This window comes from Allobosea sp. OK403, assembly GCF_900113835.1.
Lineage (GTDB): Bacteria > Pseudomonadota > Alphaproteobacteria > Rhizobiales > Beijerinckiaceae > Allobosea.
In genome coordinates, this window is sequence record NZ_FOQV01000001.1 from 214,074 (window position 1) to 234,164 (window position 20,091).

The 20,091-nt window shown below is 65.7% G+C and carries 17 protein-coding genes and 1 pseudogene; 5 read left to right on the forward strand and 13 right to left on the reverse strand.

Translation table 11 applies throughout. The features are described from left to right. Window positions 1–8 precede the first annotated feature (8 nt). From BMZ97_RS31500 to BMZ97_RS00920, 4 genes and pseudogenes are all read right to left on the reverse strand, one after another. A pseudogene (locus BMZ97_RS31500) lies at window positions 9–128 on the reverse strand (DUF2332 domain-containing protein); the annotation flags it as partial. A gap of 79 nt (window positions 129–207) precedes the next feature. Continuing rightward, a complete protein-coding gene (gene acpS, locus BMZ97_RS00910; RefSeq protein ID WP_092164531.1) occupies window positions 208–621 on the reverse strand; it encodes a holo-ACP synthase in 414 nt (137 codons plus the stop codon). Between the two features lie 113 nt (window positions 622–734). Then, window positions 735–2,006 carry a 3-phosphoshikimate 1-carboxyvinyltransferase gene (locus BMZ97_RS00915; RefSeq protein ID WP_092164533.1) on the reverse strand — a complete coding sequence of 424 codons (1,272 nt, stop codon included), beginning with the start codon at window positions 2,004–2,006 and terminating at the stop codon, window positions 735–737. Window positions 2,007–2,068: 62 nt separating this feature from the next. Next, a complete protein-coding gene (locus tag BMZ97_RS00920) occupies window positions 2,069–2,821 on the reverse strand; it encodes a pyridoxine 5'-phosphate synthase (RefSeq protein ID WP_092164543.1) in 753 nt (250 codons plus the stop codon). A 235-nt stretch (window positions 2,822–3,056) separates the two neighbouring features. Between BMZ97_RS00920 and BMZ97_RS00925 the strand changes: the two genes are divergently transcribed. From BMZ97_RS00925 to BMZ97_RS00935, 3 genes are all read left to right on the forward strand, one after another. Beyond that, window positions 3,057–4,766 (forward strand): ATP-binding protein, encoded by a 1,710-nt coding sequence (locus tag BMZ97_RS00925; RefSeq protein WP_244546184.1) that lies wholly within the window; start codon window positions 3,057–3,059, stop codon window positions 4,764–4,766. A 172-nt stretch (window positions 4,767–4,938) separates the two neighbouring features. Beyond that, the gene (rpoZ, locus tag BMZ97_RS00930; protein ID WP_092164545.1) at window positions 4,939–5,331 is read left to right on the forward strand and encodes a DNA-directed RNA polymerase subunit omega; all 393 of its coding nucleotides are present in this window, start codon (window positions 4,939–4,941) and stop codon (window positions 5,329–5,331) included. 172 nt (window positions 5,332–5,503) lie between these two features. Next, complete coding sequence (locus tag BMZ97_RS00935) at window positions 5,504–7,729, forward strand: RelA/SpoT family protein (protein WP_092164554.1); 2,226 nt, start codon at window positions 5,504–5,506, stop codon at window positions 7,727–7,729. Between the two features lie 226 nt (window positions 7,730–7,955). Here the strand turns inward: BMZ97_RS00935 and BMZ97_RS00940 are convergent, their stop codons facing one another. Beyond that, window positions 7,956–8,714 (reverse strand): SDR family NAD(P)-dependent oxidoreductase, encoded by a 759-nt coding sequence (locus tag BMZ97_RS00940; protein ID WP_092164557.1) that lies wholly within the window; start codon window positions 8,712–8,714, stop codon window positions 7,956–7,958. Window positions 8,715–9,039: 325 nt separating this feature from the next. Here BMZ97_RS00940 and recO point away from each other — a divergent pair, with 325 nt between their 5' ends. Together recO and parC are read left to right on the forward strand one after the other, a co-directional pair. Continuing rightward, window positions 9,040–9,768: a DNA repair protein RecO gene (gene recO / locus BMZ97_RS00945; protein WP_092164559.1), complete on the forward strand. Its 729-nt coding sequence runs from the start codon at window positions 9,040–9,042 to the stop codon at window positions 9,766–9,768. A gap of 237 nt (window positions 9,769–10,005) precedes the next feature. Beyond that, on the forward strand, window positions 10,006–12,252 hold the full coding sequence (parC, locus tag BMZ97_RS00950; RefSeq protein WP_092164561.1) for a DNA topoisomerase IV subunit A: 2,247 nt from the start codon (window positions 10,006–10,008) through the stop codon (window positions 12,250–12,252). 322 nt (window positions 12,253–12,574) lie between these two features. Here the strand turns inward: parC and BMZ97_RS00955 are convergent, their stop codons facing one another. The 8 genes from BMZ97_RS00955 to BMZ97_RS00990 all read right to left on the reverse strand — a co-directional run bounded on the left by BMZ97_RS00955 (window position 12,575) and on the right by BMZ97_RS00990 (window position 19,991). Then, entirely contained in the window at window positions 12,575–13,180 is a 606-nt protein-coding gene (locus BMZ97_RS00955) for an outer membrane protein (RefSeq protein ID WP_139221124.1), read from the reverse strand. A gap of 92 nt (window positions 13,181–13,272) precedes the next feature. Beyond that, window positions 13,273–14,298, reverse strand: coding sequence for a DUF2336 domain-containing protein (locus tag BMZ97_RS00960; protein WP_092164565.1), 1,026 nt, complete (start codon window positions 14,296–14,298; stop codon window positions 13,273–13,275). Between the two features lie 166 nt (window positions 14,299–14,464). After that, a complete protein-coding gene (locus BMZ97_RS00965) occupies window positions 14,465–15,817 on the reverse strand; it encodes a PepSY-associated TM helix domain-containing protein (protein ID WP_092164577.1) in 1,353 nt (450 codons plus the stop codon). A gap of 35 nt (window positions 15,818–15,852) precedes the next feature. Then, window positions 15,853–16,236 (reverse strand): hypothetical protein, encoded by a 384-nt coding sequence (locus tag BMZ97_RS00970; RefSeq protein WP_092164579.1) that lies wholly within the window; start codon window positions 16,234–16,236, stop codon window positions 15,853–15,855. Window positions 16,237–16,472: 236 nt separating this feature from the next. Continuing rightward, window positions 16,473–17,552: a DUF2336 domain-containing protein gene (locus tag BMZ97_RS00975; RefSeq protein ID WP_092164581.1), complete on the reverse strand. Its 1,080-nt coding sequence runs from the start codon at window positions 17,550–17,552 to the stop codon at window positions 16,473–16,475. A 245-nt stretch (window positions 17,553–17,797) separates the two neighbouring features. Further along, window positions 17,798–18,997, reverse strand: coding sequence for a UxaA family hydrolase (locus BMZ97_RS00980; protein ID WP_092164583.1), 1,200 nt, complete (start codon window positions 18,995–18,997; stop codon window positions 17,798–17,800). Beyond that, window positions 18,994–19,344, reverse strand: coding sequence for a UxaA family hydrolase (locus tag BMZ97_RS00985; protein WP_092164585.1), 351 nt, complete (start codon window positions 19,342–19,344; stop codon window positions 18,994–18,996). Before BMZ97_RS00985 ends, BMZ97_RS00980 begins: the two co-directional genes overlap by 4 nt. Further along, complete coding sequence (locus BMZ97_RS00990; RefSeq protein ID WP_092164593.1) at window positions 19,344–19,991, reverse strand: RraA family protein; 648 nt, start codon at window positions 19,989–19,991, stop codon at window positions 19,344–19,346. The genes BMZ97_RS00985 and BMZ97_RS00990 overlap by 1 nt, the downstream gene beginning before the upstream one ends. Window positions 19,992–20,091: the final 100 nt, after the last annotated feature.

A 20,091-nucleotide genomic window follows, 5' to 3' on the forward strand; every position in this document is an offset into this window, starting at 1 on the left:
GCCCGGGCATTGCCTGGCCAGCCCAGCACGCGCCGGCCGAAACGGCTGGAATGGTCGAGGCGGCTGCCCAGCAAATCGCAGAGCTCGGCTGTGAAGGGCGAGCCGAGCTCGCGGCAATATCCGGCCTGATCGTGGAAATTGCGCCTGGCGCCCGCCTCCTTGGCGCCTAGCGCTTCCGTTTGTGAAGACGGCGGCATCGGCGTCCTTTCAGGCGGAGTTCACGGCCTTCGCACGGGCCTCGATCACCACGAACGCCTGGGCCATTGGCGGGTCGTCGGTCAGCGAGACATGGATGACCGCCTCATGGCCCGGCGGTGTCATCGCCAGGAGCCGCTCGGCCGCGCCGCCGGTCAGGCGCAATGTCGGCCGCCCGCCGGGGAGATTGATGACCTCCATGTCGCGCCAGAACACGCCGGCGCGTATCCCGGTTCCAAGCGCCTTGGAGCAGGCTTCCTTCGCGGCGAAGCGGCGCGCATAGGAGGCGGCCCGCGTCGCGCGCCGATCCGATTTCAGGCGCTCGCCCTCGGTGAAGACGCGGTGGGTGAAGCGCTCGCCGAACCGCGAAAGCGATTGCTCGATGCGGGTGATGTCGCAGAGGTCGGAGCCGATGCCGAGGATCATGTCCCGGATTTAGAGCAGGATGCGAGAAAGGGGAAACCGGTTTTTCACATGGATGCTGCTCTCACGCTTAGATGAGAGACGCCGGCAAGTGGAAAGCGGGGGCTTGGCTGTCGTCAGCGGGCCTGGCCGTCAAAGGCGACGCCGAGCGAACCGAGAGCCTGCCAATAATCGGGATAGGTCTTGGCGACGCAGCCCGCATCCAGGATGGTGATGCCGTGCAGCTTCAATCCGGCCAGAGCAAAGCTCATCGCGATGCGGTGATCGGCATAAGTGTCGATCGATGCCGGCAAAGTCCGCCCGGCCAGTGTCGGGTCGGACGCCACGAGCAGATCGTCGCCCTCTTCACGGCCGAGGCCGGGCAAGATCCGGGACAGGCCGGCGGCGAGCGCAGCCACCCGATCGCATTCCTTGACGCGGAGATTGCCGATGCCGGTGAAGCGCACCGGCGTCTCGTTGAAAGCGGCGAGCACTGCCAGTGTCGGCACGGCATCCTGCATCTGCGATCCGTCGATGATCGCGGGAAGGCGAGGGAAGCTGGCAATGATGTCGTAAGCCCGGGCATCGGGCTGCGTGAAGGCCTCGGCCGCGATTCCGAGATCGATCGCACCGCCGGTCAGCGCTTCGGCTGCCCAGAGATAGGTTGCCGCCGAGGCATCGGGTTCGATCGCGAAATCCACCGCGCGGTAGCCGGTCGGCGCGACCCGCCAACTGGAGGCGCTGGGGCGGTCGATATGCGCGCCGAAGGCCTTCATCGCCGCGAGCGTCAGCTCGATATAGCCGCGTGCGCCGATGTCGTCGCCGGCAAGCACGACATCGACAGGGCCGGAGCCGCAGGCGGCCATCATCAGGAGCGCAGACACATACTGGCTGGAAAGGCCGCCATCGATCTCGACGCGACCAGCCTCGAAACCGCCCGTGCCGCGAATCGTGACAGGCGGACAACCGGTCTCTGAGGTCGCGTCGATGCCTAGCGAGCGCAGCGCGATCAGGAGCGGCTTGATCGGCCGCTTGCGCATATGCTCGTCGCCATCGATCACGACCTGCCCGTCGACCAGGGCCGCGGCCGCTGCCAGAAAACGCGTCGCGGTGCCAGCATTGCCGAGGAAGAGCGGTGCGGCAGGCTCCCGCAACCGGCCGTCTCCAGTCACAGTGAAGCTCGTCTCGTCGGGCTCCGCGATCGTGACCCCCATGGCGCGCAGGGCTTCGGCCATGTAGCGCGTGTCATCGCTCTTGAGCGCGCCTGTGAGATGGCTGGTTCCCTTCGCCAGGGAAGCCAGCAGCAAGGCGCGATTCGTGATCGACTTCGACCCAGGCGGGGCGACGCGGCCGCGCAAGGGATGGCTCGGCGGGATGATCGTGAGGTTCTGCCGGTCCCGATCGGTCATCGTTTTTGCTTTCTCAATCCCCGAAGGATGTCAGGGCGCTCTGTGTCGCGGCGTCGTTTGGCTCAGATGCCGGCGCGACCCTGGTCCATCGCCTGCCGCATCCGCGCAATCGCCTGTTCGAAGCCGATGAAGATCGCTTCGCCGACGAGGAAATGGCCGATGTTGAATTCGACGAAGCCCGGCACGCCGGCAAGAATGCGGGCAGTCTCATAGTCGAGCCCATGCCCGGCATGGACTTCGAGCCCGAGCGTTGCGCCAAGGGCCGCTCCCTCGGCGAGACGCTGGAACTCGACTTCCGCCTTGGCCGTCTCGCCATCCTGGACGGCATGGCACCAGCTGCCGGTATGCAGCTCGACGACCGGCGCGCCGAGCTCGGCGGCCATCGCGATCGGCGCCTCGTCGGCCTCGATGAAGAGCGAGACGCGGCAGCCCGCCGCCTTGAGGCGAGCGATTTGTGGGGTCAGCGCGGCGCGCTGGCCGACAATGTCGAGCCCGCCTTCGGTGGTGCGCTCCTCGCGCTTCTCCGGCACGAGACAGGCCGCGTGCGGCTTCAGGCGTTCCGCCAGCGCCACCATCTCGTCGGTCGCCGCCATCTCGAAATTCAACGGTTTGGTCAGCTCGGCCATCAGCCGTTCGATGTCGGCATCGCGGATATGGCGGCGATCCTCGCGCAGATGCGCAGTGATTCCGTCGGCTCCAGCGGCAATGGCGAGATGCGCGGCGCGCACCGGATCGGGCAGGGCGCCGCCGCGGGCATTGCGCACCGTCGCGACGTGATCGATGTTCACGCCCAGCCGCAGTCGGTTCGTCGTCATCGCCGTCCCTCGCTCTTATCGCGCGTGCATAGACGCGAGGGGCCCGGGGCTCAAGGCAAGGAATGTGATCGGCGCGGCCAGTTTCGCTGATGAGTCCGATGCCGCTGCTCTTGTTGGCGATTTGGTAACCGCATCCGCAAGCGCAGCTCGCGCGCCATTGCCCGTTAAAGGCAATCGTAAAGAGCCGGGGTTACGGTCACAATCCAATCAGACCAGCGAAAAGGCAGCCGTGGGCGTGCAGCTTGCAGTAAAGACCGTACAGTTCGGAACCGATGTCGCGGCCGACCGGCGCGACGCCAACCAGCCGCCCGATCGCGCGTTGGGCCGCGTCGTGTCCTGCGACGGCTCGCGCGCGACGATCGCGAGCATGGTTTCCGGAGCGAGCGCAATCGGGCCCGATTCCTGGACGATCGGCAAGATGATCTCGATCGGCCTGGGACATACCCGCACCGTCGGGCTTGTCTACGAGATGTCTGCGGTCAAGACGGTCTGGGACGAGACCTCCGACAACGCCATTCATGTCCAGGTCGAACTCCTGGGCGAAGTCTCGGACATCGATGGCGAGGCGCCGCGCTTCCAGAGCGGCATCAGCAGCTATCCGCCGATCGGCGCCATCGCCCATCGCATCCGCGCGGGCGATCTCGCTCTGGTTCACGATCTGGGCGCGCGCTCGGGCGTATCCATCGGCCATCTGACGCAGGATTCGAGCATCCCCGCGACTGTCTGCATCGAGGACATGCTGTCGCGCCATTTCGCCGTTCTCGGCACGACCGGCGTCGGCAAGTCGAGCGCGGTCTCCCTGCTGCTGCGCAAGGCGGTGGCCGCCCGTCCGCGCCTGCGCGTGCTGATCCTCGATCCGCACAACGAATACGCCCATGCCTTTCCCGACAAGGCGCTGACGATCGACAGCGAGGGGCTCGATCTGCCGTTCTGGATGTTCAGGCTGGAAGAACTCGGCGATGTTGTTTTCCGCGGCCGCCCGCAGCTCGATGAGGAAGCCGACATCCTGCGCGAGGTCATCGCCGCGGCGCGCGAACGTTATCGTGCGCCCACCGCACTGGATATCGCGCGTGATCTCGGCACAACGCTGCTCAAGCGCCCGCTTGACATGGGCGGCCCGCGCGACCTGGGGGAGGCGACGGGCAACACCTTCGACTTGCCGACACCCTACAGGATGAAGGACGCCTTCGCGGTCATCGACGAACTGATCGGCCTGCATGAATTGCGCTGGCCGCGGGCCTCGCTACGCTCGCTGAGAGTGCGCCTCGAGGCGCTCCACAAGGATCCGCGCTACCGTTTCATGTTCGCCCGCGCCAACATGATCGAGACGATGGCGCCGATCGTCAGCCAGATCTTCCGCGTGCCGCATTACGGGCGGCCGATCACCGCCTTCCAGCTTGCCGGCCTGCCGTCCGAGGTCGTCAATGCCGTTGCCTCGGTGCTGTCGCGCCTGGCCTTCGACCTCGCGGTGGCGAGCCACGGTGCCTATGAAGTCCTCGTTCTGTGCGAGGAGGCGCATCGCTATGTGCCGTCCGACCCGACGCTCGGCTTCACGCCGACACGGCAGGCCATCGCCCGCATCGCCAAGGAAGGCCGCAAATATGGCTGCTATCTCGGCGTCGTGACGCAGCGGCCCGGCGAACTCGATCCGACGATCCTGTCGCAATGCTCGACGATCTTCGCGATGCGCCTGTCGAACGAGCGCGACCAGCAGATCATTCGCTCGGCGATCTCGGACGCGTCCGCGAGCACGATCAACTTCCTGTCCTCGATCGGCAATCGCGAGGCGATTGCCTTCGGCGAAGGCGTCGCCACGACGATGCGGCTGCGCTTCGCCCAGCTCGACAAGCATGAATTGCCGACGATGGCGGGCGGGCATGCGCTTGGCGCGGATGCGCGCGAGCCCAGCCTCGACGACATGGTCAGGCGGATGCGCGGCGGCTGAGGCGAAAGCCGGACGGGCGGGCTCTTATCTAAAAGTGAGAGCAGGGTGCGAAAAAACGGTTCCCGCTTTTTCGCACCCTGCTCTCGCAAAATCTTGCAATCGGCGCTCATTGGCTGTATGGCCGGGCCACATCATCTTCCCCTGCATCGCTAAGATCAGAAGGAGCCGCGCCATGGCTCGCGTAACCGTTGAAGACTGCATCGACAAGGTCGACAACCGCTTCGAGCTGGTGCTGCTCGCCAGCCACCGCGCGCGGATGATCCAGTCCGGATCGTCGATTCTGGTTCCCCGCGACAACGACAAGAACCCGGTCGTCGCGCTGCGCGAGATCGCCGACGAGAAGCTGAAGCCCGAGGATCTGAAGGAAGACCTGATCCACTCGCTGCAGAAGCATGTCGAGGTCGACGAGCCGGAGGCCGAGACCGTGCCGCTGCTCACGCACTCGGTGCCGAACGCCTCGACGCCCGATTCCGAGGTCCAGTTCGACCGCATGAGCGAGGACGACCTGCTCCGCGGCCTTGACGGACTCGTGCCGCCGACCGAGAGCGCCGACGACGAGGACTGATCGTCACGCAAAATCTTCATTGCGTTTGCTAAAGCCCGGCCTTGCCGGGCTTTTTCATGCCGGTCTCACAGGAATCCGCCTTGCCGCCTTCATCGCCCGCGCCGATATTGATTGATCGAATGAAAAGCAGGCAGGCAGTCTCGCTAAGCAGATACAGAGGGCCCGCATGGGCATGATGCGGCAATACGAGCTCGTTGACCGGGTCAGGAGCTACAACCCCAATACCGACGAAGACCTGCTCAACCGGGCCTATGTCTACGCCATGCGGGCGCACGGCACGCAGAAACGCGCCTCGGGCGATCCGTTCTTCGCCCACCCGCTGGAAGTCGCAGCGCTCCTGACCGATCTCAAGCTCGACGATGCGACCATCGTCGCAGCCGTCCTGCACGACACGGTCGAGGATACCGCCGCCACGCTCGAAGAGATCGAGAGCATATTCGGGCCCGATATCCGCCGGCTGGTGGACGGGCTGACCAAGATCAAGAAACTCGACCTCGTCTCCAAGAAGGCAGCGCAGGGCGAGAATTTCCGCAAGCTCCTGCTCGCCATCGTCGACGATGTCCGCGTGCTGCTGGTCAAGCTCGCCGACCGGCTCCACAACATGCGCACCTTGCATTTCGTCGCGCCCGAGAAGCGCCTGCGCATCGCCGAGGAAACCGCCGAGATCTACGCTCCGCTCGCCGGGCGCATGGGCATGCAGGAGCTGCGCGAGGAGCTCGAGGAGCTGGCTTTCCGCCACATCAAGCCCGAGGCGCATGCCACCGTCACCAAGCGGCTGGAGGAGGTGACCGAGCGCGAGGGCAAGGTCATCGGCATCATCGAGAAGGATCTGAAGGAGAAGCTCGCCGCGCGCGGCATCCAGGCGCAGGTCTCAGGGCGGCGCAAGCGGCCCTATTCGATCTGGAAGAAGATGGAGCGCAAATCCGTCTCCTTCGAGCAGCTCTCCGACATCTTCGGCTTTCGCGTGATCGTGGATTCGCCGGAGGATTGCTACCGCGTGCTCGGCATCGTGCACATGACCTGGCCGATGGTGCCGGGCCGCTACAAGGACTACATCTCGACACCCAAGCAGAACGACTACCGCTCGATCCACACCACCGTGGTCGGTCCGGGCCATAGCCGCGTCGAACTGCAGATCCGCACCGACACCATGGATCGCATCGCCGAATTCGGCATCGCTGCGCATGCGCATTACAAGGACGGTCGCACCACCGAATTGACCCAGTTCGCCGATGAGAGCCGGGCCTATCAATGGCTCCGGCGCACGGTCGATCTGCTGGCCGAGGGCGACAGCCCGGAGGAGTTCCTCGAGCACACCAAGCTCGAACTCTTCCACGACCAGGTCTTCTGCTTCACGCCCAAGGGCCGCTTGATCGCTTTGCCGCGCGGCGCGACGCCGATCGATTTCGCCTATGCCGTCCACACCGATGTCGGCAACAGCGCGGTCGGCGCCAAGATCAACGGCCGCATCGCCCCGCTCCTGACCGAGCTGCAAAATGGCGACGAGGTCGAGATCACCCGCGCCGAGGGGCAGGCGCCGCCAGCGGCCTGGGAATCGCTCGTTGTCACCGGCAAGGCCCGCGCCGCCATCCGCCGCGCCACGCGCGCGGCCGTGCGCCGGCAATATGCCGGGCTTGGCCGCCAGATTCTGGAGCGCGCCTTCACCCGCGCCGAGCGGCCGTTCTCCGACGACAAGCTGAAAGCCTCGCTGAAGCGGCTTGCCCGCACCGCGGTTGATGATGTGCTGGCGGCCGTCGGGCGCGGCGAGATGTATTCCGGCGACGTGGTCAAGGCGGTCTATCCCGATCTCGAGCTCGAAAAGCGCGGCGCGCCCGAGGCGAAATCGGCCGGCGCGAGCACCGGCAACGGCAAGGGCTGGTTCGAGCTGCGCAAGGGCGACAACCTCAAATTCAAGCTGCCGGGCGAGGCGCCCGATGCCGACAGCACCGCCATCCCGATCCGTGGGCTCGGCGGCGATCTGCCGGTGCGTTTCGCGCCCGATGGCGGTGCGGTGCCGGGAGACCGCATCGTCGGCATCCTGACGCCGGGCGAGGGGGTGACGATCTACCCGATCCAGTCGACGGCGCTCGCCGCCTTCGACAACGAGCCCGAGCGCTGGCTCGATGTGCGCTGGGATCTCGACGACAAGGCGCCGCAGCGCTTTCCGGCCCGCATCAAGCTGAACTCGATCAACGAGCCCGGCTCGCTCGCCCAGATCACCACGACGATCGCCGAGCATGACGGCAATATCGACGCGGTCTCGATGGTGCGTCCGAACCCGGACTTCACCGATGTGACGATCGATCTGACGGTCTGGGACCTGAAGCATCTCAGCGCCATCATCAGCGAACTGCGCGAGAAGCGGGTGATCAGCCGGGTTGAGCGTGTCGTCGGGTAGGTCGTTTTCCGGCGTCGGCAGCAGGAGATGCGCGAAGGCCTCCGCGATCAGATCATCCTTGGCTGCGAAGTGGTAGAAAGCGCCATGCGTCAGCTCGGAGGCCTTCACACCTCCGCGACGGTGTCAGCCTCGAAGCCGCGGCGCGCCGCGCCATGACCCGAACTTTTCAAACGCCCGTCCGGCGGAGCGCTATGCGGTCGCAGCGCGCTGACGGCGCGACTAGGCATCAATGGGCGGAATAGCGCATCCCGCCATCGACGGGGATCACCGCCCCAGTGATGTAGCGCGCCTGCGGGGAGGCCAGGAAGGCCACGAGATGCCCGATATCCTCGGGCTCGCCGAAATAGCCGATCGGGATGTTCCTGGCGATGAAGGCCTGCCGCGCCTCCTCGGTCGGGTGCAGCCGGTTGAGGATCTGCTCGCTGTTGATCCGGCCGGGCGGGATTGTGTTGACGGTAACGCCGTCAGCCGCGACGTCGCCGGCCAGGCCTTTCGCCCAGAGATGCAGCGCGGCCTTGGCCGCGCTCGCCGCATTCAGGCTGCGCGGCTCCATGGAGCCGCTGATATTGACGATCCGGCCCCAGCGCCGCGCCCGCATCGCCGGCAGCACGGCTTCGGTCAAGCGGCGGGCTGCAGTGAAATTCAGCGCAAAGGCCTCGTCCCAGGCCGCATCCGCTGCGTCCGTGGTGATCGGGCGCGAGCCGCCGGCCGCGTTGACGAGGATGTCGATCCGGCCGAGCGCTGCGGTCGCCTCGCTGACGATGCGGGCGACGTCGCCGGCATTGGTGACGTCGCCGAGCACGATCGCCGGAGGCCGCGCGCCGGCAGCCGTGATCTCCTGCACGAGCTTGTCCAGAAGCTCGCCGCGCCGTGCCGTGACAGTGACATGGGCGCCTTCTCCGGCGAGCACGCGGGCGATACCGGCGCCGATGCCCGAGCTTGCCCCGGTGACGAGAGCGGTTCGTGAAGCGAGATCGAGATCCATGATCGGTCCTCAAGCTATGACGGGGCAAGAGCCGGATGATTTCAGCCGGGATCACCAAGTGATCCCAGCTGAAATCTGAATCTGTCTCTCATCTAAAGAGTTAGAGCAGGATCAATGCGAAAAACCGGTCCCACTTTTTCGCATTGATCCTGCTCTAGCCCGATTGAGCATCCGCAATGCCTGAGGCGCCGATCACGGGCAATTGGCCGGGCATGCGTCGCGGCAATGGCGTCGAGCCCGCGGCGCAAGGCGCAGGCTCCTGTCATGGCCAGGGCTGCGCACGGAAATGCTGGAAACTCGCCCGCGCTTGGCTCTAACTGCCCCGATGGAATGGACCGACGAAGGCACGATCATCGGGCAGCGCCAGCATGGCGAAAGCTCCGTGATCCTGGAGGTGATGACGCTCGCGCACGGCCGCCATCTCGGCCTCGTGCGCGGCGGCCGCTCGTCCAAGGCGCAGGCCTCGCTCCAGCCCGGCAACGCCGTCTCGCTGACCTGGCGAGCGCGGCTCGACGAACATCTCGGCGAGTACAAGGTCGAACTGCTGAAATCGCATGCGGCGCGCCTGATCGAGGCGCCGGTCGCGCTCTATGGGCTGGCAACGGTCGCGGCGCTGCTGCGCCTATTGCCGGAGCGCGATCCCCACCCGGCGCTGCATGAGGGGCTCGCCGTCCTGATCCAGCATCTCGACGAACCGCGCCTGGCGCCGGCGCTGGTGGTGCGTTTCGAGGTGGCGATGTTGTCGGAGCTGGGATTTGGCCTCGATCTCACGCGCTGCGCGGTGACGGGGGCGATGGACGATCTCAGCCATGTCTCGCCGAAATCCGGCAAGGCGGTCAGCAGCCGGGCGGCCGAGCCCTATCGCGATCGCCTGCTCGCGCTTCCAGCCTTCCTCTGGGAGGGGCAGGGCGCTCGCGCGCCGACTGCGGCCGACATCGCGGCGGGCTTCGCGCTGACCGGCTTCTTCCTGCGCCGCCATCTCTACGAGCCGCGTGGCCTGACTGAGCCGGCCGAGCGGGCGCGACTGGTCGAGCTGGCGACGAAAATCCACTGATTTTTCCGCGTTTGCGGGCTTGTCCGCTTGGCGAAAGCTATACGCAGCCGGCATCGTCATGCGAAGTGATTCGCGCCGTTTCCCTCAGCCCTCATCCTGAGGAGCACTCCGCGGGAGTGCGTCTCGAAGGATGCTCCAGCCAGCGCCTTCTGGAACATCCTTCGAGACGCCGCTTGCGCGGCTCCCCAGGATGAGGGCTGTGGAGTGGATCGCACTGAGAGTTGGTAAGGTATTCCCATGGGCAAGCCTGTCGAGCCGCCGCCGGAGGACGAATCCGAGCGCATCGATCTGAAGACGGCGCTGGAAGAGCGCTATCTCGCCTATGCGCTCTCCACCATCACGCAGCGCGCCCTGCCGGATGTGCGCGACGGCCTGAAGCCGGTCCATCGCCGCATCCTGCACGCCATGCGGCTGCTCCGGCTCGACCCCGGCCAGGTCCACAAGAAATGCGCCCGCATCGTCGGCGACGTCATCGGTAAGTTCCACCCGCATGGCGACCAGTCGGTCTATGACGCGCTGGTGCGCCTCGCCCAGGATTTCGCCCAGCGCTACCCGCTCGTCGATGGGCAGGGCAATTTCGGCAATATCGACGGCGATAACGCTGCCGCCTATCGCTACACCGAAGCGCGCATGACCGAGGTCGCGCGCCTCCTGCTCGACGGTATCGAGGAGGACGCGGTCGATTTCCGCGAGACTTACAACGGGGAGGACGAGGAGCCCATCGTCCTCCCCGCCGCCTTCCCGAACCTGCTCGCCAATGGTTCGCAAGGCATCGCGGTCGGCATGGCGACCTCGATCCCGCCGCATAACGCCGCCGAACTCTGCGACGCGGCGCTCTATCTGATCCAGCACCCGCAGACGTCCTCCGAACAGTTGATGACCTTCGTGCAGGGGCCTGATTTTCCCACTGGCGGCATCATCGTCGAGACCCGGGCCTCAATGGCCGAAACCTATCGCACCGGGCGCGGCGCTTTCCGCACCCGGGCGCGCTGGGTCAAGGAGGATCTGGAGCGCGGCGCCTGGCAGGTCGTCGTCACCGAGATTCCCTACATGGTCCAGAAGGGCCGGCTGATCGAGAAGATCGCCGAGCTGCTCAACGACAAGAAGCTGCCATTGGTCGCGGATCTGCGCGACGAGTCGGCCGAAGACATCCGCGTCGTCATCGAGCCGCGTGCCCGCAATGTCGATCCCAATCTGATGATGGAATCGCTCTTCCGGCTCTCGGAGCTGGAGGCGCGCATCTCGATGAACATGAACGTGCTGACCGGCGGGCTGGTGCCGCGCGTGCTCGGCCTCAACGAAGCCCTGCGTGCCTGGCTCGACCATCGCCGCGAGGTGCTGTTGCGCCGCTCGCGCTTCCGGCTCGGCCAGATCGACAAGCGCCTGGAGATCCTGCGCGGCCTCTTGATCGTCTATCTCGACCTCGACCGCGTCATCAAGATCATCCGCGAGGAGGATGAGCCCAAGGTCGAGCTGATGCGTTTCTTCGAGCTCTCCGAGCTCCAGGCCAACGCGATTCTCGACACCCGGCTGCGTTCGCTGCGCAAGCTCGAGGAGATGCAGCTCAAGACCGAGCTCGACGAATTGACCAAGGAGAAGAGCCAGATCGAGGAGCTGTTGGGATCGGAGCCGATCCAGTGGAAGCTCATCCAGCACGACATCCGCGAGGTGAAGAAGCTCTTCGGCCCCGAGACCGCGATCGGAAAGCGCCGCACCTCCTTCGCCGATATGCCCGACACGACCGATGTTGACCTGACCCAGGCCATGGTCGAGCGCGAGCCGGTGACGGTGGTGATCTCGAAGAAGGGCTGGATCCGGGCGCTCAAGGGCCATGTCCAGGATCAGTCGACGTTGACCTTCAAGGGTGATGACGGGCTGAAGACGGCCTTCTTCACGGAGACGACGGCCAAGCTCCTGGTGCTGGCCTCGAACGGCAAGGTCTTCACGCTGGAGGCGTCCAAGCTTCCCGGCGGGCGCGGCTTCGGTGATCCGATCCGCCTGATGATCGAGCTGGAGGAGACCGCCGAGATCGTCTCGGCCTTCCCGTATCGGCCGGGGCTGAAGCTTCTGATGGTGACGACGGATGGGCGCGGCTTCGTCGCCTCGACCGATGATGTCGTGGCCAACACCCGCAAGGGCCGCCAGGTGCTCAATGTCGAGACGCCGGTTTCCGCCCTGCTTGCCGTGCCGGCGGAGGGCGACCATGTCGCGATCATCGGCGAGAACCGCAAGCTCAACTGCTTCCCGATTTCGGAAGTGGCCGAGATGTCGCGCGGCAAGGGCGTGCGCCTGCAGCGCTACAAGGACGGCGGCGTCTCCGACGCCAAGGTCTTCAAGCTGGCGGACGGCTTGACCTGGCGCGACACCTCGGGCCGGACCTGGACGGTGGCGCAGAGCGAGCTGATGGAATGGCTCGGCCACCGCGGCGAATCCGGCCGCTTGCCGCCAAAAGGCTTCGCCAAGAACAACAAGTTTGGGGGGTAGAAGACGACGCGAGGAACCGCGGGGAACCCTCTCCCGTAGGGAGAGGGCAGGGTGAGGGGTCGGCCGTTTGACGCTTTGGCTGTGACCTCACCGCTGCTTCGCTGTGAGGACATCACGCAACTGGTCCAGGGGCCGACACCTCACCCCTGCCCCTCTCACTGAACTCGGGCCCGCCCGAGTGCAGCACTCAAAGTGTCGAAGTCGGGTAAACCCGACTTCGATGCAGGAGAGGGGTTCCCCGCGTTTTTCCTCGAAATTCGAGGGGCTTCAATCGCTTGCGCCCGTCTGCGGAATCAGTTCCGCAACCGCTTGAATCACAATCTCAGCGGATCGCCTGCCCGACGACGCCGACTTCGAGCCCCAGCGTCAGATTGTTCGTCACCGCCCATTCGGCGCCGACATAGGCCTCGGGCCTGAGTGCGATATCCGAGCGCGAGAACGGGGCCGACCAGGGCGAGCCTCCGAAGCGCAGCGTCTCATTGGCCGCCGACATGCCGACCTTGGTGTAGAGCAGGACGTCGGGCGTCGCGAGCACGCCGGCCTTGATCTGGAAGGCGCCGGCGAAGTCGCGGGTATAGGCGACATTGCCGAAGCTCGGCGTGCCGTAGCCGCCGATCGCGGGCATATATTGCAGCGCGCCGACGATGCCATAGACGAAATTGCCGTCGCGCCGCATCGTCCCGGCTTCGAGCCCGAAGGTCGGGCCGGCCGAGGTGCCAAGCCGCTTCGAGCTCGTCACCTGGAAGCCGCTGGAGATGCGGGCATAGTTACCCTCCCACTTCACGCCGCCTGGCGCGAGCGTCGGTTCCGACCAGGCGAAGGAGGGCAGAGAGTCGAACGTGCTGTAAGGCAGGAAGACCTGCGCCTGGGCGCTCGCCGCGCTCAAGGTGACCGCGCATAACGCGCCGGAGAGAAGCGAACATCTCACGTCGAAGGCATCCTCGCGACCAACCGTGGAACACCTAGCAGAAAGGGTGGCGATTGTCGCGGTTTTGTGGCGGGTCGCCTGCCGGCCGCGGCTCAGGCCAGTTTCATCTTGAGCTTGAGGAAGCGCAGAGTGCGCTCCGCCGTTGCCGAATCGAGTTGCATATAGCTCTTCAGGTCGTCTTCGGCGGCCTTCCTGGCGAAGAGCAGGCGCTGCGCGCGCAGGGTCAGGATCGCCTCGAAAGCGAGCGCACCGAGATTCAGGGCGCGGCACAGCACGGCGATGCCGCTGACATCGCGCTGCATCAGGATTCGCAAGGCCTGCTCGATGCTGATCTCGCCGATCTGCGCGAAGACCTGCGCCAGGTGATAGGCGCGGTCCTCTTCGGCGAGCATGGTGACGACGTCGTCGAGCGCGCGCCTGTTCGCGACGAGATCGACCAGCAGCAGCTTCACTTCCAGCCGATGCTGGCGCGCCTGCCGCGCAAGCGTCACGGCCTCGTCGCTGGGCTTGGACCAGAGCCCGTTTTCGTCGCTGAGCTCCTCGACGATGCGCATCACGCGGTCGGCCCGGCCGGGGCTGAGATTGGAGCGCGTCGAGAGGGCAAGACCGATTCCCGCATCGCCGGCGCTACGTTCGATCAGGCGCTCGAAGCCCTGATCGGAGAGGTCGGCGCCCTCATTGCTGCTGACGGTCTCGAGTACGACCCGGTCGCCGCGTTCGACCAGGATGTCGGTCACGCTCTCCGACAGCCGGCTGCGTTCGGCGATGGCGGCGAGGTGGCGCTGCGACTGGCTGACGGCGATGGCGGCGAGGTCGGCGTCGGTCAGCACCGGCGAGAGCTTCAGCACAAGGCGCGCGACCTCGCTGTCGGGGTCGCCGGCCAGCGAGGTCGCGACCTCGCGCGGCAGGGTCTCCATCTCCGCGACCTGCTCGGCATAGTCCTTGCGGTGATCGTTTTCGAGGCGGGGCAACGCGTGCAATGCGATCTTGCCGTAATGCTCCTTGGCGAGCTCCGTCGGTTCGTCGTCGAGCAGGAAGAGGTCCGTGACGGCGTTCAGCAGTTGCCGGCGCGAATCCGACGACATGTCGGCTGGCATCTGGGTCAGGGAGCGCAGCATCGGAGCCTCGGGGCAATTGATGTTTCGGCACAATGCCGTGCAGCACTTGCTTTACTCTTAAAATGGATCACACTTTTCCCGAGTATTGCCGAGAATTCGATGAGTTCTCCGTGCGTTTGCCAAGCTCTTCTCGCGCAATGATCGCGAGAAGAGCTGTTTTGCAATCTTAAGTTGTTATTGCCCTCGAGGGCACGCGATCGAGGATCAGCATCACGATCAGCGATGCGCCGACGAGCGGGAAGAGCGCGCCGCCGATCGCCAGGATGGCGAAGACACCGTAGAGCGTTCCCGGCCGGGCCGGCAGCGGCGGCACGCCGAGGCGCCCTGCAGGGCGGCGCTTCCACCACATCACGCCCGCCGAGGCCGACAGCAGGATGATCGCGACGCAGGCGGCGAGCATCAGGAGCTGGTTGGCCAGCCCGAATTCCTGGCCCATATGGACGTTGATGCCCCATTCGAGTGCCTTGCCGAAGGGGCCGTAATCGGCGTAGCCCATATCGATCAGCGGCTCGCCGCTATACTGGTCGAGATGGACCACGCGTTGGCGCGAGAGGTCGTCGGGATAGACCGAGCCGGTATAGACGCCCTTCGGACCGGCCGGCAGGTTCACGGCATATCCCGATGCGAGGTGGAGCGCATCGAAGCGCGCAATGGCGGCGTCGAGGCCAATCGCCTGCCCGGGATTTGCGTTCGATTCCGGCAGCTTCGCCTGTTCGAGCGACCAGGCCGTCGGGCCATGCTGACGCAGGTGATCGTCCGACATCGGCACTGCGACACGCACGCCGGCCGGATAGCCGAAATTGTTGCCATTGGCCCATTCATTGACCTTGGCGCCCCAGAACACCGACCAGGGCATGCCTGAGATCGCGAGAAAGACGACGAAGACCCCGGCGAAAATGCCGGTCACCGCATGCAGATCGCGCCAGAACACGCGCTGGCGCGGCTGTCCCCGTACCGTGATCACGCCTCCGCCGCCCCTGCGCGGCCACCACAGATAGATGCCGGTCGCGACCAGCAGGATCGACCAGCCGCCGACGATCTCGATCACGCCATTCGCGACTGGCCCGAAATAGGCCAGGCTGTGCAGCTGCCGCACCACCCACATCACGGTCCCCCGGTCGCTGAGCGTGCCGAGCACGCGGGCATCGTATGGGTCGACATAGGCGACCTGTCGCGCACCCGTGGCATCACGGATCGTCACCTCGGCCGAGGCGCGGTCGGTTTCGGGCGCGGCGTATTTCACCGCTCGCCCCGGGATCGCTGCGAGCGCGCTGGCGAGGATCTCGCTCGGCTTTCGAGGCGCCTCCGCCCGCCGCTCGACCTGTTTCAGATCGCGATGGATCAGCCTGTCGAGATCATGGTGGAAGAGATAGAGCCCGCCCGTCACCGCGAGCAGGATGAGGAAGGGAAGCGTCATCAGCCCGGCATAGAAATGCCAGCGCCAGACGGCACGATAGAAGGATGCGGCGCGGTCGGCGGCGCGCATGGGCGCAGCCTCCGCCGTGGAAACGGTGGTCATGGCAAGGGTCCTGAGCTGGAGAAGAACGGGTGGGTTCAGCTCAGGACGGGTGGAGCACGTGCGCCCAGGGGGTAGAGGAGCGCTGCGCGCAACGGCGCGCTCTGGGGGCGCTCTGCCGTTTCCACCGCAGCAAAGCGCTTGATTCGTGCGGGCAGGGCGATGGCATCGGGTGCAGGCAGTGCGCCCGCGATCGAGGCGCAGCCCATGACGCAGCAATCGGGCGTCGGAGCCGGGGTGCCCGGAATCTCTTGCGTTACCGTGGAGCCCGGCGTGCAGAGAACATGCGTCAGCGTGTTGGCCGGCGAGGCGGCAAGACCCGCCCCGATCGCATAGAGCACGCCTTGCAGGATGAGCGCATAGGCCAGGACCAGCGCAACCGCGCCGCGTCCCAGCCTGATCCTGTCGATCAACCCATCCATATCCACCGGCTAAGGCGGGTTATCCGTTTGGTCAATCGCCGATCCAGGCGATCGCCTGCCATCATCCGCGCCGTCATTCCGGACAAGCCGCGTCAGCGGCGCAGATCCGGAATCCATCGGAGGGCTCCGGAACTCTACGATGGATTCCGGGTCTCCGCTTCGCTATGCCCGGAATGACGGTGCGTCGGTGATCAAGACAGAGCCATTGAAATTATTGGCTTTATTCCAGGGGGCATTTAAGCCAGCCGCCTTGTATCGGTTTGAATCTCGATCGTCTTGCCCGGCGCGTCGCCCGAGAGCTTGGCCTTCATGCGGATGAAACGCATGCCGCGCTCGGCCGCGGCCGAGTCGATCTGGGCGTAGTGACGCAGATCGTCCTCGACGCGCTTGTTGGCGAACATCAACCGTCTCGCTCGCAGGGCCAGGATCGCCGCAAAGGCGGGATAGCCGACATCCAGCGCACGGCAGGCCAAGGCGATGCCGTTGGCGTCCCGGCGCAACAGGGTTCGCAGCGCGTGCTCGACCGCGATCTCGGATTCCCGGGCGATGACCTGGGCGAGATGATAGGCGCGGTCTTCCTCCGCGAGCATGAGCAGCACGTCGTCCAGCAGGCGCGTCTTCGCCGCCAGATCCGTCAGAAGGCCGGTCACTTCGAGCCGTTGCTGGCGAGCCTGCTGCGCGACGGCGCCGGCCTCGCTATCTGCATTGGCGCCGCCCGCGTCTTCACCGCCGAGCTCGGCAAGGATGCGCATCACGCGCTCGGCCCGCTCCTGGGTAAGATCCGAACGGATCGCGACCGTCCGGTGGATCTCGGGCTCTTCGCGGCCGCGCTCCAGCAGGTGGTCGAAACCGTTGTCGGAGAATTGCGCGCCCTCATTGCCGCCGACCGTCTTCAGTACGCCGTTGTCGCCGCGCTCGACCAGGATATCGGTCACCCTTTCCGACAAGCGCGCCCGTTCGGCGATCGCGGTGAGATGCTCCTGCGATTGGTTCAGGGCAATGGAGGCGAGGTCGCGATCGGTCAGGACCGGCGAAAGCCGCAGAACAAGGCGCGCAACCTCGCTATCGGAGTCGCCGGCCAGGGCATTGGCGACGCTGCGCGGCAGGTTCGGTTCAGCCGCGACCTCATCAGCATAGGTCTGGCGTGCGCGCCGGTCGATGTGCCCCAGCGACGAGAGTGCGATCTCGCCATAGTGATACTTCGACGTCACCGTCGGGTCAGGATCGTAGAAAAACAGCTTCGTGACCACGTGGAGCAGGCGACGCCGCGACTCCGCCGAGGTCTCGCTAGCAAGTTTGTACACGGAGTCCAGCATGACGCCTCCAAGCCGTTACCAGAGCATGCCAAGCTTGCGCGAAGCTTGCCTCATTGTGGCTCAAGGCGCCCGCCACGCAACAATTGCCCGATATTGGCGTGAACAAAACCTGTCGCCGCGGCGGTTGGAGCGTTCTCGAGCGAAGTGGACGCCGGTTCGCGTGAAGAAAACGCGTTAAAATGAAAGGCCGGAGCCATTCCCGACCCAGCTGGAGCGGGAATGGCTCCGGCGAGGGGCAGGCGCTGTCAGCCGGTCGGCAGGCAGGACGGGCCCAGCGGCTCGAAGCTCTTATAGGTCAGGATGAATTCCTGATGCCCGAGTTCCTCGGACTTGGTCCGCGCGCCCTGGCCCAATGCGACCACGAGATCGCGGATTTCCGTGCCGACCTGATCGAGCCCGGCTCGCCCTTCGAGAATGCGCCCGGCATCGACATCCATGTCGTCCGCCATGCGCCGATAGGTCTCGGGATTGGCGCAGATCTTCACCACCGGCGAGATCGCCGAGCCGACGACCGAGCCGCGCCCCGTCACGAACAGCACGCAATGCGCGCCGCAGGCGATCAATTCCGCGATCTCGGCATTGTCGTTGATGTTGGGGAAGCCGAAGCGCACCTCGCCGTCGGGCACGACATCGAGCAGATAGAGTCCGCCACGCGGCGGGATGTCGCCGGGCTTGAGCAGGCCGGAAATGGCGGAAGCGCCTGATTTGGCATAGGCGCCCATCGATTTTTCTTCGATGGTCGAGAGCCCGCCCTCGGCATTGCCGGCGGCAAAGGAGCCATAGCCCAGCGTCGCGTAATAGCGCGCCGCCTTGGCGACGGACTGCTCCAGGATCTGGCCGAGCTCGGGCGTGATCGCGCGCGCCGCCATGATGTGTTCACAGCCGATGAGTTCGCCGGTCTCCTCGAAGATGCAGGCGGCCCCCTCGGTGATGAGCTGGTCGAAGGCCCGGCCCGCCGCCGGGTTGCCGGTAATGCCGGAGGTGCCGTCAGAGCCGCCGCAAACCGTGCCGACGATGAGCTCGGAGACCGCCATCGGCACCGTTTCCTGCCGGTCGAGCACGGCGCGCTGCGTCTCGACCCAGGCGCGCCCCTCCTTGATCGAGGCGCGGGTGCCGCCGGTGCCCTGGATGATGATCGTCTTCACCGGCCGGCCCGAGGCCGCGACGACGCGCTCCAGCGCATATTTGTTGAAGCTCTCGCAGCCGAGCGAGACCATCAGCACCGCTCCGACATTGGGGTGGGTGCAGAGCCGCTCCATCATCTTTTCGGCATAGGCGTTGGGATAGCAGCCGGGAAAGCCGATGACGTGGACATCGTTCTCGCGCCAGGGCAGGGCGATTTCGCGGGCGACATGGTGCGCGCATTCGACGAGATAGGCGACCGCGACGGTGTTGCGGATGCCCTTGCGCCCGTCGGAGCGCAGATAGCCGGCAAGCTCGGTCATGCGTTCATCCCCGTCTTGTGTTCGTCTTCCTTGCGTTCGTCTTCCAGATGATAGGTCGGCGTGTAGTCGCTCTTCATGTTCTGGACATGGACATGGCAACCCGCAGCGATCGCGACCGTGGCGACGCCGATCGGCGCGCCGTATTTCAGGATCTTCTCGCCGGGCGCGATCGCCCGCCGCGCGATCTTGTGGGCGAGCGGAATGTCGCGGTCGAGGGCTGCCTTGCCGGCGCCGGTCTCGATCGCCTCGCCAGCCGGCAGCCGCATCCGCGCGACGAAGACGTTGTCGCGCGGATCGAGCAGGATCAGGCGCGGATCATGCGTGCTTACTGGAACTGGCGCGCTCATCAGAATTTGCCGAACTGCAGATAGGCGGCTTGCGGGTCGGTACCGGCCAGGATCGCGGTACGGACCTTGTTCTCGGTCGAGATCGCGGCTTCGGACTTGTCCAGAACCTCTTCGATCACCTCGATGGGAATCCGCACCACGCCGTCGCGGTCGCCGAGGATGTAGTCGCCCGGCCGGATCCAGACTGTGCCGATCTTGATCGGTTCGTCGATCGTCTTGGGCAACCAGACACCGACGATGTCGCGCGGCGTATAGGCCTTGAAATAGGCCTGGAAGCCCATCTCGATCATGAATTCGGTGTCGCGTGAGAGGCCGTCGATGACGCAGCCGCGCACGCCCTTGTTCTTCAGCGTCTCGGCCGAGAGCTCGCCCATCAGCGCAACCTCCTCGGTGTTGGGCTGGCAGACCCAGACATGGCCGGGCCTGGCGGCCGAGAGCAGGCCGGTCCAGCCGAGCAGGGTCTCATGCGCGTCGAACTCGCCGGTCTTGCCTTCGACGGTGAAGGCGGGCCCCGCCAGCTTGGTTCCGGGCAGGAGCGGGCGCAGTTCCGGCGGCAAGGTGAAATCGGTCAGTCCCATGGCGCGCATCACGTCATGGATGATGCCGGTGTAGCAGCGCTCGAGCCGCAGGGTCAGATCTTCGCTCATGTTTCCTCCGCCTTGGTCTCTGCATGCGACGATGGCGTCGCCCGGACCGGTTGGCGTCAGAGTGCGGGCAGGGCAGGGCTGCCGCAAGCGCGTTTTTCGC

Bases quoted from the DNA above. Each gene is read 5' to 3' on its own strand.
- BMZ97_RS00915 (WP_092164533.1), bottom strand. From the start codon at position 2,006: ATGACCGATCGGGACCGGCAGAACCTCACGATCATCCCGCCGAGCCAT.
- recO (WP_092164559.1), top strand. From the start codon at position 9,040: ATGGAATGGACCGACGAAGGCACGATCATCGGGCAGCGCCAGCATGGC.
- BMZ97_RS00970 (WP_092164579.1), bottom strand. From the start codon at position 16,236: ATGGATGGGTTGATCGACAGGATCAGGCTGGGACGCGGCGCGGTTGCG.
- acpS (WP_092164531.1), bottom strand. From the start codon at position 621: ATGATCCTCGGCATCGGCTCCGACCTCTGCGACATCACCCGCATCGAG.
- BMZ97_RS00975 (WP_092164581.1), bottom strand. From the start codon at position 17,552: ATGCTGGACTCCGTGTACAAACTTGCTAGCGAGACCTCGGCGGAGTCG.
- rpoZ (WP_092164545.1), top strand. From the start codon at position 4,939: ATGGCTCGCGTAACCGTTGAAGACTGCATCGACAAGGTCGACAACCGC.
- BMZ97_RS00960 (WP_092164565.1), bottom strand. From the start codon at position 14,298: ATGCTGCGCTCCCTGACCCAGATGCCAGCCGACATGTCGTCGGATTCG.
- BMZ97_RS00990 (WP_092164593.1), bottom strand. From the start codon at position 19,991: ATGAGCGAAGATCTGACCCTGCGGCTCGAGCGCTGCTACACCGGCATC.
- BMZ97_RS00935 (WP_092164554.1), top strand. From the start codon at position 5,504: ATGATGCGGCAATACGAGCTCGTTGACCGGGTCAGGAGCTACAACCCC.
- parC (WP_092164561.1), top strand. From the start codon at position 10,006: ATGGGCAAGCCTGTCGAGCCGCCGCCGGAGGACGAATCCGAGCGCATC.
- BMZ97_RS00920 (WP_092164543.1), bottom strand. From the start codon at position 2,821: ATGACGACGAACCGACTGCGGCTGGGCGTGAACATCGATCACGTCGCG.
- BMZ97_RS00940 (WP_092164557.1), bottom strand. From the start codon at position 8,714: ATGGATCTCGATCTCGCTTCACGAACCGCTCTCGTCACCGGGGCAAGC.
- BMZ97_RS00985 (WP_092164585.1), bottom strand. From the start codon at position 19,344: ATGAGCGCGCCAGTTCCAGTAAGCACGCATGATCCGCGCCTGATCCTG.
- BMZ97_RS00965 (WP_092164577.1), bottom strand. From the start codon at position 15,817: ATGACCACCGTTTCCACGGCGGAGGCTGCGCCCATGCGCGCCGCCGAC.
- BMZ97_RS00980 (WP_092164583.1), bottom strand. From the start codon at position 18,997: ATGACCGAGCTTGCCGGCTATCTGCGCTCCGACGGGCGCAAGGGCATC.